Source organism: Acidithiobacillus sp. AMEEHan (genome assembly GCF_030996345.1).
Taxonomy (GTDB): domain Bacteria; phylum Pseudomonadota; class Gammaproteobacteria; order Acidithiobacillales; family Acidithiobacillaceae; genus Igneacidithiobacillus.
In genome coordinates this window covers 2,071,634-2,083,333 of sequence record NZ_CP118747.1, presented here as the reverse complement: position 1 = coordinate 2,083,333, position 11,700 = coordinate 2,071,634, and the positions used below count along the sequence as shown (strand labels likewise).

Below are 11,700 nucleotides of genomic sequence, written 5' to 3'. Positions count from 1 at the left end.
CGGAATCGTCCGAGTCTATCACGTCGTCAGGAAAGTCTCAGCCCAAGCGAGCCCGCAGCGCCCGCGCATAAGCCCAGACCGTGGCAGAGTAATAGGTGCTCGGATTGTAGCCCATGATGGCATAAAAATTGGGGTAGGCGATAAAAAATCGCGGTCCCCGTTCGGTAGCGAGCTGCAGCAGCCCCACTTGGGTGTCGGCTGGCATCGGTGTTGGGGAGCGTGGCCGAATGCCGGCGCGCTCAATCTCCCGCAAGGGATAGCGGCCATGCAGAAATGCAGTCGCCTGGGTTGGGTCAGGAACATTCGCCTCGCGCAGAACCGGCTGTCCACGCTGCCAGCCATGGGCAAGGAAAAATTTCGAGGTCGAGGCCAACACATCTGGCACGGAACGCCACAGATCGGGTAATCCATCCCCCGGCGGATCATTCCAGACGGTCCCGTATTTCAGATAACTGCTCGCAAGGAACTGCGACATTCCCATGGCGCCGGCCTCGGATCCTCGCAAGGAAGATAGGGGCTGACCCAATTGATGTGCCAGCCGAATCGTCTCTGCCGTTTCGTATAAGAAGAATGAGCGACGCGCTGGCAAGCCCAGGGCAAGCGACAGGTTCGCATCAAGTACCGGGAAATTTCCCTGAAAGGTACCAAACCCCGTCTCTATGTTAAGAATTCCCAGGAGAATTTCCGGCGATACCCCGTATTTCTGCGCAACCTGCTCGATAATGGCCTGGTGGGAGCGCCAGAAGTCCATCCCCCGCTGGAGACGATCGCTGCGCACAAAGCGATCCCGATAACGCCACCATGGGTACGGCTGGAGGGGTTTGGCAGAGGGAGGAGGTGGAGTCATCAGGGCAAGGGCGCGCTGATTGAAACGCGCATTATAGAGCGCGGGCAGGACCCACTGCTCGGGCAACTGATACTTGGTCTGTAAGACACAGGCGAAATCCCGCAACTGTGCTTGGTACTCCTGTGGAAATCCGGGGAAGAACAAGTTCTGCGAGCAATCCACCCGCCGCGTCGGCGCAGCTTGCGCCGGTGCACTGGCCGGTGCTGGAGCCATCGGCTGCCGCGCGGTGGCAGGAATTGGCTGCCGTGGGTAGGTCTGGCTGTTGTACGCGACAGGGCTCACCTGATTGGCACAAGCGCTGAGGAGTAGAGTGCAGCCGAGCAGGACTGCGCCGACAACAGCTCTCGGTGGAAATGCCCTAGATGGCTGATTCTTATTGATTGAGTACATGGTCATTGAGGGACTGCATGGCAAGCAGTTCCGGAGGCATTGGGCGCCTGACGCCATCCAAACGCTGCGCCCAGTAGGGATTATGCAGGCTCTGCACGGTAATCCCGGCATGACGATTGAGAGCACTGACAAATTGGCCGCCACCGATATAAATCCCAACATGGGTATAGGGAGCACCCATGGTGTCGAAAAAGACTAAGTCGCCTTTTCGAATTTGGGAGAACGGAATTGCCGGAAGGGCCAGCGCCTGCGCCCGCGCAGTACGCGGCACGATTACTCCCGCCTCATGGAGAACGTATTGAATCAGCCCGCTGCAATCAAAGCCGTGATGCCGGCTTTCGCCACCCCAGACGTAAGGCTTGCCGATTTGCGCAATGGCGTTCACCAGCACTGCATCCAGGACCGTTGCTTCGCGATGGGAGTTGTAATAGGAATAACTGTCTTGTGGAGTCGTTGCCGGGGCTTGCGTCGCAACCGGTGCCTGCCAGCCGTTACCTCCCCCATATTCTGCACAACCAGAGAGGATCAGTGATGAAACGGCGAAGAGTACGCCCGCGAATCGGGCATAAGGACTGATGTTTTTTACTGTACGCATGCATTCATCCCGTTATTCTTTCCGATCTTTAACGGTTTATAGAACAAAACATTTTTTTTGGCAAGGGGTACTTGCTAACAGAAAAGCTTACGAAATTTCACTTGCAATCCATGCTGAAGTTATCGTTTTACTATAAGGCCGTTGCCAATGATTCTTGAACTTTTTCGCTACCTATATCGGCCCTATCTGCGTAAAACCTGAAGGCGATATGGGATCATGATTCTTACTAATCCTCGTGAAGAGGAAGGGGTGGGGGAAGCGACAGGGTCAGCACTTCGAGCGCCTCTGCCGGGTCAACGGCGCAGAATCTACAATTTAACATAATCTATATTATGCGACATTGAAGGCTGGAGAAAAAAGCTGCACAACCCTGACTTCCGCCGGGGCCGGTGCTCTATGCGCTGATGCGCTCCGCTCCAGGGGCTTGATTCTCCAGACTGTCCCGACTCAGCGCACAATGGGCACAGAAACCGGTGCGGGCTCCAAGCGGAAACACACATAACGGCATGACTTCCAGACGTTCGCTGCTTGGGTACTCTTCGGGGAAAATGCACAGCTGCTGCTTGATGACAAAGTTCAGGTAGTGCTCGATGGTGCTCGGTGATAGATCCGCCACCTCCCGCAGCCGGGCTTGCAACCACTGACGGGCCTTGTCCTTGCCGGCGTGCAACTCTACCAGACGCTGAAACAAGTCAGTACCTAGAGAGATGGATAAAGCCTGACCACCTGACTCGCTCCGGTATTCCAGAATGACACGAGACGGCAACATCTTCCCTACCGCATCTAGGGTCGCCTCGCGCAGTTCATAAGATAACAACGACTTTTCCATGACCCAACTCCGCCTATATTTTATCTCGCCTTTTCGAAGTGTAGCACCAAATCAGATGAACGCGCCGGCCATCGAGATAGAGAAAGGCATTTTGCCCCATGATGGAAGCCAGACGAGCAGCGCGCGGGAGGCTCAGGCCCGGCACCCAGAAATGCCGCTCCCACCAGGTGTTGGTTCCACCCCAAACGGGCTGATGATGTCCACCGCCAAGTTGACGCAACATACGCCGATCCCGTCTGCGATTGCTATATTCCGACTGCCAACGCGAACCCGGATTCCAGGCACCCAAAACTGCGCCTCGCCAGTGGGTGAAGCCATCAATCACGAATTCCTGCTTTGAATTTGTCATCCTATAACGACAGGCTCTATAGACTTCTTCCAGTTCTGGTAAAAGACAACCTTGACGTTGAGGTAGAGGATGAAAACGCGGCGGTACACGCTTGCGTCGCGCGAACTTTGTCCTGGCCCCACCGGAAGCTAAAATAAACTTTTTATAAATCAAAATACTATACTGTGATTCTCGCGTTCTTGTAACGCTTCTGTTCCTGGTGAAAAAGCCCTGAAGGCATGAAGAATGCCAAAAAGAGGCTGGGAATCGCGGCAGCAAAACTAAGCAGGAAAAAGTGGAAATAGCCCAGGTCACGAACCAGAAACCCGCTGAAACTGCCAGCGACGGTAGAGGCAAGAGACATCAAGGCGGAACCAATCGCAAAATGCGTGGCTTCAAAACCCTTCTGACAACGTTGCATCAGAAAGACCATGAGAACTGCCGTACCCAGCCCTCCGGCAAATTGCTCGAAGGCGGCAACGGCGGCAACGGAAAACACATCTGGCCGAGCCCAGGCAAGCCAAGCGTAGGCGAGTATGGCAAAGGATTGAATGAAGGTCAGAGTAAAAATGCTTCGTTGCAAGCTCCAGCGCGCGATGATCAGGCCGCCGAGAATGGAGCCAGCAATCCCGGTGATGGTGCCTATGGCACCGGTAAGTACACCCCGTGCCACCAACCCATAGCCCAGGCTGTGCAAAAACGGGGTGACCATGGCGAAGAGAAAGGCGTCGCCCGCCCGAAAGAGAAGAATGAACAGCAATGCCCAGACGATGTTTGGCTGTGCAAGGTAATTGTGGACTGACTCAAGCACTTGCTGCCAGCGCCTGTCTCCAGGCTTGGCACCCCTTTCGGGAGTTGGCATCGCGGCCCGATGCCAGAAGGCGAGAACAATCAGCATCAGCGCCGCAAGGGCGAAGCAAGCTACCCAGGACACCCAACCTGCAATGATCACCAACGCGCCATTGCCAACCAGCATGGCCACCCGGTAGGCCGCAACCCGCAAGCCGGAGTATCTGGCCTGCTCGCTTTCCGGCAAGGTCTGGATATAAAAGCCATCGACGGACATATCGTGGGTAGCGGACATCACCGCCATGAGCGCAAAAATCTTGAAGGCCAGAGACAGGTTCATGGCCTGCGCAGGCCAGATGAGCAGCATCGCCACCCCCGCTAGGATCAGCTCCATGACAAAGATCCAACGCTTTTTGTTGCCAAAGAGATCGATCAGCGGACTCCAAAACAGCTTGAAATTCCAAGGCAGACCCAGCAGAGAAAGCAAGCCGATCAGGGGGGTTCCAGCCCCAGCAGCGGTAAAAAATTGTACAGATACCTGCTGCACCAGAGAGAAAGGCAACCCTTCGGCATAATAGCTACTGGCAATCCAGAATACTTTTCGCATAAAAAACCCCGCATGAAGCGGGGGTTGTATCACGAAACCAGTGAGTTTAAGAAGCCTTGGGCGGTGCGATAGGCTTTTGCGCCAATACCCAGGAGGCAAGCTCTTTGGCTTGCGCGGGAGTAACATCCTGCGCCGGCATGGGCATACCACCCCATACACCGCTGATACCATGCTGAATGGCGTCCGCCAATTTTCCTTCTGCCTTCGGATTGCCCTTGTACTTGTAGGCAACCCAGGCAAAAGCCGGTCCCACGACCTTGGCATCGACCTGATGGCAGGCAAAACAACCCTTTGCTTCCGCCAGGGATTTGGCCTTGGCCATCTGATCTGTGCTCATCGCTACGGGAATCAAATGGGCTGCAGGCGATTCCTGATAACCAGCAGGGGAGCTGGTCGCCGCGCTGTCGCTGGACTGCGTTGCCGCACTGCCACCGCTTTCGCTGGAGGACACTGCGCTGCTGTCGCTCCCACTTCCGGATGATGCTGCCACATTGCTGCTCTCATTACCTTTGCCACAAGCTGCGGCGAGACCGACGATGCCCAGCATCAACAGCGTTCTCGCCAGCGGATGAATACGCTTCCCTTCCGTAACCATTGCGAAACCTCCCTTTGATTTGTTGCCGTGAGATCTTTCTCGCCCAAGCTAAAGTATTTTACTCGAAAGGATAAAACAAAATGGGTCGGTGGAAAAGAATCCACCAACCCATTTCAAGACAACCCTGCAGCAAGAATCAATCGGTAGAGGTGCTTGAGTTCCCGCTACTATCATCGCTGCTAGAACTGGCAGCATCCGCAGAATCCGAAGACTCGGTGCTGGCGGCGCCACTCATGCCACTCATGTCAGAGGCCGTCGCCGCGGAACTCTCCGGCGCGGTGCTGGCTGCAGCGGCAGAACTCGTATCGGAGCTAGCGGCGGCAGAAGATTCGGTGGTGGCGCTGGAAGAAGCGGCGGCAGTGCTCTCCTCTTTCTTCGCGCAGGCACTGGCCAGGGCAATGACGCCAGCCAGCAGGACCAATCGGGTAACAGGCTTGATTTTGCTCATATCCAACATGTTCACATTCTCCCTGAATGAATGAGGACGCAATCCCCGTCAGGCAATCTAGCATCATCATCTCCAAGCCTGCAAGAGAGCGAAAATCGGGATAGAGGGAAGCAGAGCGTGTAGGATCCATGCTTGCTCTCCCCTCGTATTGCGGATATATATATACTAATACTCTATGATGTCAGGGGGTTTATGATGCTTCAAAAATCTCTGCAACGGGATCTGGCGCAATTGCGTCACATCCGTCTTCAGGAACTGCGTGCGGCGATCCGGCCGGAACGCTATCAACAATCCATCACCCGGGCGCTGCTGGCTTACTTTTTTGACGCCCTCCTCTACCTGAGCGCGATCGCTGGCACCCTGCTCGCTCCGTACTGGTGGCTCAAGCTGGTGTTTGGTTTGTTGGCAGGCGCAGCAGTCGCCTTCATGTTCGTTTGGGCCCATGATGCCGCACACGGTGCCCTCTTCCGCAGTCAGCGTATATCGCGCTGGTTGGGGACGATCTTCATGCTACCCTCTTTCAATATGTACCGCCTCTGGGCCTTCGGCCATAACCGCGTGCATCACGGCTTTACCAGCCTGAGTTCGGTCGACTGGATCTGGCGTCCCTGGACTCCTGCCGAATACCGCAAAAGCTCTTGGCCACGACGCCTGCTCTACCGACTGGAGCGCACCCCCTATGCCTGCGCCCTGCACTACATTCTACGGGTCTGGTGGCCGGGCATGCTGCGCTTCCGTGGGGATGAGAAAAATCGGGCGGCGTTCCGCAATGATAAGGCCATCACTCTCTTCTTTTTCCTGGGATTTTCGGCAGTTGCCTGGTGGATTGGGGGGATTTCGTCATGGATCTCGGCAGTACTCCTGCCTTTCATCGTTTTCAACTACTTCATAGCGCTTTTTGTCTTCCTGCATCATACCCATCCAGACCTTCCCTTTTTCGCGGAGAAAGAAGATTGGGCGCCAGCGCTGGGCCAGCTCTATTGCAGCAGTATCGTGCGTTGTTCGCGCATCAGCGAGCTATTGATTCACAACATCCTCATCCACACCCCGCACCATGTCGATGCCCGGATCCCGTTCTATCACCTGAAAGGGGCCTATGCCGACCTGCGCGAGCAGTATGGGCAGTACATCCACGAAATGCGCTTCAGCTTTCGCGCGGTAAGGCGGATTTTTGCCCAGTGCCAGCTCTATGATTACGAACAGCATTGCTGGCTACGTTTTCGTCAAGCGCGCTCCTGGCTTAGCACGCAGGAGCAGAATGGCCTGCTGACGCGGGTGATGGATGTCGCTCCGGTAGTCAGCAGGCAAGGGACTGCACAGGGCTAGAGAGGATCTACTGGCCGCCGAAATAGTCCCGGTACCAGGCAACAAAACGTCGAAGCCCCGTCGCCAGGTCCGTGCGCGGGGCGAAGTCCACCGTCCGCTGTAATTCGCTGACCTCGGCAAAGGTGGCGTGCACATCGCCATCCTGCATCGGCAGGAGCTCCAGTTCCGCGCTACGTCCCAACGCCTCTTCCAGTAGTCGAATAAATTCCAGCAACGCCACGGGTTGGTGATTGCCGATGTTATGAATCCGGAATGGGGCTGCACTGCTTGCCGGGTCGCGCGGCCAATTCTCCTGTGGCACCGGCGCAAGCGGTAGCAGGCGCGTCACGGCCTCGACGATGTCATCGATATAGGTGAAGTCGCGCTGCATCCGCCCGTGATTGAATACCGGGATCTTTTCTCCGGCCAAAATTTTCTGGGTGAAACTGAAGTAGGCCATATCTGGCCGCCCCCAGGGGCCATAGACCGTAAAGAAGCGCAAACCGGTGCAGGGAATGCGATACAGATGGGCGTAACTGTGCGCCATCAACTCGCCAGCCCGCTTGGTCGCTGCGTAAAGACTGACCGGGTGATCGACGGGATCGTGGGTACTGTAGGGCAGCTGGCTGTTGGCCCCATAGACAGAGCTGGAGGAGGCGAAGAGCAGATGTTGCACTTGCTGCTGCCGACAACCCTCCAAAACATTCAGAAAGCCTTGCAGGTTACTGTCCACGTATTCGTGCGGTGCCTTCAATGAATAGCGAACTCCCGCCTGGGCAGCCAGATTGACCACTGCTGCGAAAGGCAAACGCGAAAACAAGGCCTCCATAGCCACCCGATCTGCCAGATCAAGGCGTTGAAACTGAAAGGCGGGGTGACTTTCCAGCTGGGCCAGACGGGCGCGCTTCAGAGCCGGGTCGTAGTAGGCATTGAGGTTGTCGATGCCATAGACCGAATATCCCTCGGCGAGCAGACGACGACTGAGATGAAAGCCGATGAACCCTGCCGCTCCGGTTACCAGAATCCTGCCATCCATGCTCACTCCCTCTCGCCCAACCAGGCCAGATAGCGTCTCACACCGGCCTCCACATCCAGAAAAGGAGCGCTATACCCAGCCGCACGCAATTTTTCGATATCGGCCTGGGTGTAACTCTGGTACTTACCGTGCAGCGCTTCCGGCATAGGGCTATACGTAATCACTCCATCCCGTTGCAGCTCGGCGAGAGAGCGGGGCGCTTTGCCCGTTTCTGTGTCGATGGTCTGGATGACAGCCAAGGCGACATCATTGAAACTCTGCGCCCGACCCGTTCCGACGTTATAGATGCCGGACTGCGGATGCTCGAGAAAATGAAAATGGACGGCGACCACGTCATCCACATGGATGAAATCGCGGCGTTGCTCGCCATCGGCATAGCCGTCACTGCCGGCGAAGAGGCGCACCTTGCCCTCCTGACGATATTGGCGGGAAAAATGCAGAGCTACCGACGCCATGCGCCCCTTGTGGAATTCCCGCGGACCGTAGACGTTGAAGAAGCGAAAGCCATGCACCGGCGCCTGTAACGCGTGCCATTGGGCCCGCACATATTGATCGAACTGAAATTTGCTGAATGCGTAGACATTGAGAGGGTCTTCCGCCGCGCGTTCCTCCCGAAAACGACCCGTCATGCCGTACACTGAGGCGCTCGAGGCATACAGAAAGGGTACCCGATTCTCCTGACACCAGTGAAACAGGGCCTTACTGTGCGCGTAGTTGTTATCCATGACGTAGCGGCCATCACTGGCCATGGTGTCGGAACAGGCTCCTTGGTGAAAAATGGCATCGATCTTTCCCAAATGCCCAGCCAACAACTCTGGGAGAAATGCCTCCGCTTCAAAATAATCACGAATGTTCAGGTCGGCGAGGTTGCGAAACTTGTCAGCGCGCTGCAAATGATCACTGACCAGAATGTCAGAGATCCCGCGCTGATTGAGGGCGTGTATGAGATTGGCACCGATAAATCCGGCGCCGCCAGTGACGATATACATGGGATTGGCCACCTCCTTTGCGCTATGATAGCAAAAACCCTGCTGGAAGGAGCCATGCCTGATCATTCTCTGCTGACGGTCGTCGTTCTGCTCGCCGCCGCGGTGCTCACGGTAGCCATGGCCCGCAAGGTGCGCTTGCCCCCCATCATCTCTTATCTACTGGTGGGGATGCTCCTCGGCCCACATGCCCTAGCCTTGGTGCCAGACGAGGAACGTATGCGGCACTTGGCGGAATTCGGGGTCGTCTTCCTGATGTTCAGTATTGGGCTAGAGTTCAGTCTGGCGCAATTCATTCGCATGCGTCGCTTGGTCTTTGGCCTGGGCAGTGCGCAGGTGGTGCTGACCGTCCTCGCCTTCCTCGGTGTTGCCCTGCTCATTCCCCTATCGTGGCGTACTGGTGTCGTGCTCGGCGGCATCCTGGCGATGTCGTCCACGGCGATGGTGGTGCGGGCCCTGGCGGAGCGTCTGGAGACCCAGAGCCGTCACGGTCGCATCGCCATCAGTGTGCTGCTTTTTCAAGATCTCGCGGTCATCCCTCTGCTCATCCTCATCCCAGCTCTCGCCGGTTCGCCCAAGGCCTTACCCCACGATTTGGCCATTGCCGGCGGTAAAGCGGTTCTGGCATTGCTGCTGCTGGTGGTCCTCGGCCGCCCACTCGTCAGCCCCTGGTTTGAGTGGGTAGCCGCGCGCAAGTCAAATGAGCTTTTCATGCTCAATCTCTTGCTCGTCACCCTTGGGCTGGCCTGGATCACCGAGGCGGCCGGGCTGTCTTTGGCCTTGGGCGCCTTCATCGCCGGCATGCTGCTTGCCGAAACGGCCTATCGCTACCAGGTGGAGGCCGACATCGCTTCCTTCCGGGACATCCTGCTCGGACTTTTTTTCGTAACCATCGGCATGATGGTCGATGTTCCTGTACTGATCGAGTATTTACCCTGGGTCTTGCTGGTTCTGGCACTGATCTTCTTTCTCAAGGGCGGGCTGGTGTGGATCATTTGTCGTGTGACTGGCTTCGAGAACGGGGTGGCGCTGCGCAGCGCAGTGGTCCTGGCGCAAGCAGGGGAGTTCGGCTTCGTCCTCATTTCGCTTGCCAGCCAGAAAAATCTGCTGCCGCCCGGCGTATTGCAGCCGGTGCTGGGGCGATGCTCCTGTCCATGCTCTTCGCGCCGTTGCTGGTGCAGTACAACGGAGCCATTGCACGTCTCCTGGCTCCGGGTTACCGCAACCGCCGACAGCAGGCTCTAGAAGACGTGCGGCAGCAGGATCTGCGGGAACACGTCATCATCTGTGGCTATGGTCGCGTGGGCCAGAGCATCGCTCGCGTCCTCGAGGATGAGGGGGTCCCCTACCTGGCCCTTGATCTCGACCCCACCCGGGTACGCCAGGCCCAGGCGGCAGGTGAAACCATTTTCTATGGTGACGCCAGTCGCCGCGATATGCTGGAGGCTGCTGGTATCGGCCATGCTCGCGCGATTGTCATCACCTACGGCAATGTGCAGGAAAGCGCTCGCGTGCTTGCCGTCGCCAAGGAGCTGCGACCGCAGATCCCCAGTGTGGTAAGGGCGCACGACGACAGTCAGATGGCAGCCTTGGAGGGCGCCGGCGCCGATGAGGTCGTCCCGGAAGTCACCGAGGGGGCACTCATGCTGGCCTCCCAAACCTTGCTGCAAATCGGCTTTCCGCTAAGTACGGTATTGCGACGAGTGCGGCGTTTCCGGCAGGAACGCTACAGTCTCTTTCGCGGGAATTTTTGGGGTGGGTCGGCACCGGGAGAGGACCAGACATCGCCCCGCCTCTACTCCATCGCTTTGGGCGAGACCGCCTATGCCCTCGGACGCCGCCTAGGTGACTTGGAGCTGGAAAAGCGCGGGGTGCAAGTCGCCGCCGTGCGCCGCTTTGGGATTCGTGGGCGGGAACCATCGCCAGAAACCAGACTCCGCCGCGGGGACGTTCTGGTACTTTTTGGCTCGCCAGAATCACTGACGGAGGCCGAGCGCTTCGTGTTGCATGGTGAGCAGGAGGAGAAAGATGTGAAGGGTGTGGAGGCAGTGTAGGCGGGAAATCACGCGATCGAGAGGAGATAGCGCTATGCGTTGGAGTTTGTTGGAAGTTGCTGGTCACACGGAAATCGCCGTCTGGGTCGGAGAAAGTGCCTTTCTGCTGCGGGAATTGGACGAGAATCTAAGCGCACGCGATGTATTGACCAGGAGTTCCCGCCTGTACGAGCGGCTGGATTACGTTTCACAACGATGCGCGCCCATCGATCAGCGCCAGATGCATTTTCTTCCCCCCCTGCTCGGCCAGAAGATTCTTTGTGCCGGACTCAACTATCGCGACCATATTGCCGAGACCGGGAGTGCTGCACCACAGTATCCAAATCTTTTTATTCGTTTTCCTGACTCGCTGGTGGGGCACGAGCAGGCTCTGGAGATTCCAGATGTTTCCCCAGAACTCGATTACGAAGTAGAGCTGGCGGTGGTACTCGCGCAGCCTCTCTCTGGCCGAGTCAGCCGGGATCAGGCGTTGGCGGCGGTATCCGGCTATACCATTTTCAACGATGGCAGTCTGCGTGACCTGCAATTTCGCAGTAGTCAATGGACCTTGGGGAAAAACGTAGCGCGCAGTGGCGCCATGGGCCCCTGGGTGGTAAGTGCCGACGAGTTGCCCTTGGGTGGTACAGGACTACGCCTGCAAACTTGGATAGGCGAAAACTGCCTGCAGGATGGCAATACCAGTGATCTCCTGTTCGATGTAGCCGATTTGCTGGTCGCTACCGTTGCCGCCGTGCCCTTGCGTGCGGGCGATGTGTTGGCGACGGGAACGCCAGCGGGAGTGGGATTCAGCCGCAAGCCGCCGCGCTTTCTGCAGGCCGGCGAAAGCTGCGAATTGCGCATCGAGGGCATTGGCACGTTACGTAACCCGATTCGGCATGCGCGGTAATCCAG

13 protein-coding genes are annotated in these 11,700 nt (G+C 57.1%); 5 read left to right on the top strand and 8 right to left on the bottom strand.

Annotated elements, in window-relative coordinates:
- Positions 1-37: 37 nt before the first annotated feature.
- From ORD17_RS10735 to ORD17_RS10710, 6 genes are all read right to left on the bottom strand, one after another.
- Complete coding sequence (locus ORD17_RS10735) at positions 38-1,129, bottom strand: lytic murein transglycosylase (RefSeq protein WP_308388500.1); 1,092 nt, start codon at positions 1,127-1,129, stop codon at positions 38-40.
- Between the two features lie 91 nt (positions 1,130-1,220).
- Complete coding sequence (locus ORD17_RS10730; protein WP_308388499.1) at positions 1,221-1,832, bottom strand: C40 family peptidase; 612 nt, start codon at positions 1,830-1,832, stop codon at positions 1,221-1,223.
- A 394-nt stretch (positions 1,833-2,226) separates the two neighbouring features.
- Entirely contained in the window at positions 2,227-2,661 is a 435-nt protein-coding gene (locus ORD17_RS10725) for a hypothetical protein (RefSeq protein WP_308388498.1), read from the bottom strand.
- 13 nt (positions 2,662-2,674) lie between these two features.
- Complete coding sequence (locus tag ORD17_RS10720; RefSeq protein WP_308388497.1) at positions 2,675-3,010, bottom strand: DUF3293 domain-containing protein; 336 nt, start codon at positions 3,008-3,010, stop codon at positions 2,675-2,677.
- A 157-nt stretch (positions 3,011-3,167) separates the two neighbouring features.
- Positions 3,168-4,385, bottom strand: a complete 1,218-nt coding sequence (locus ORD17_RS10715) for an MFS transporter (RefSeq protein WP_308388496.1) — start codon at positions 4,383-4,385, stop codon at positions 3,168-3,170.
- Between the two features lie 46 nt (positions 4,386-4,431).
- The gene (locus ORD17_RS10710) at positions 4,432-4,980 is read right to left on the bottom strand and encodes a c-type cytochrome (RefSeq protein ID WP_308388495.1); all 549 of its coding nucleotides are present in this window, start codon (positions 4,978-4,980) and stop codon (positions 4,432-4,434) included.
- 80 nt (positions 4,981-5,060) lie between these two features.
- Here ORD17_RS10710 and ORD17_RS10705 point away from each other — a divergent pair, with 80 nt between their 5' ends.
- Together ORD17_RS10705 and ORD17_RS10700 are read left to right on the top strand one after the other, a co-directional pair.
- On the top strand, positions 5,061-5,462 hold the full coding sequence (locus ORD17_RS10705) for a hypothetical protein (protein WP_308388494.1): 402 nt from the start codon (positions 5,061-5,063) through the stop codon (positions 5,460-5,462).
- A 158-nt stretch (positions 5,463-5,620) separates the two neighbouring features.
- Positions 5,621-6,754, top strand: coding sequence for a fatty acid desaturase (locus ORD17_RS10700; RefSeq protein ID WP_308388493.1), 1,134 nt, complete (start codon positions 5,621-5,623; stop codon positions 6,752-6,754).
- 7 nt (positions 6,755-6,761) lie between these two features.
- On the opposite strand, the gene ORD17_RS10695 is transcribed toward ORD17_RS10700, so the two are convergent.
- Both ORD17_RS10695 and rfaD read right to left on the bottom strand, forming a co-directional pair.
- A complete protein-coding gene (locus tag ORD17_RS10695) occupies positions 6,762-7,769 on the bottom strand; it encodes an NAD-dependent epimerase (protein ID WP_308388492.1) in 1,008 nt (335 codons plus the stop codon).
- A 2-nt stretch (positions 7,770-7,771) separates the two neighbouring features.
- Positions 7,772-8,758 (bottom strand): ADP-glyceromanno-heptose 6-epimerase, encoded by a 987-nt coding sequence (gene rfaD / locus ORD17_RS10690; RefSeq protein ID WP_308388491.1) that lies wholly within the window; start codon positions 8,756-8,758, stop codon positions 7,772-7,774.
- Between the two features lie 54 nt (positions 8,759-8,812).
- On the opposite strand from rfaD, the gene ORD17_RS10685 reads away from it, so the two are divergent.
- From ORD17_RS10685 to ORD17_RS10675, 3 genes are read left to right on the top strand one after another with little or no spacing between them, the layout of a single operon-like run.
- Complete coding sequence (locus tag ORD17_RS10685; RefSeq protein WP_308388490.1) at positions 8,813-10,000, top strand: monovalent cation:proton antiporter-2 (CPA2) family protein; 1,188 nt, start codon at positions 8,813-8,815, stop codon at positions 9,998-10,000.
- Positions 9,898-10,809: an NAD-binding protein gene (locus ORD17_RS10680; protein ID WP_308388489.1), complete on the top strand. Its 912-nt coding sequence runs from the start codon at positions 9,898-9,900 to the stop codon at positions 10,807-10,809. The genes ORD17_RS10685 and ORD17_RS10680 overlap by 103 nt, the downstream gene beginning before the upstream one ends.
- Before the next feature lie 34 nt (positions 10,810-10,843).
- Entirely contained in the window at positions 10,844-11,695 is an 852-nt protein-coding gene (locus ORD17_RS10675; RefSeq protein WP_308388488.1) for a fumarylacetoacetate hydrolase family protein, read from the top strand.
- The last annotated feature ends 5 nt before the right edge of the window (positions 11,696-11,700 follow it).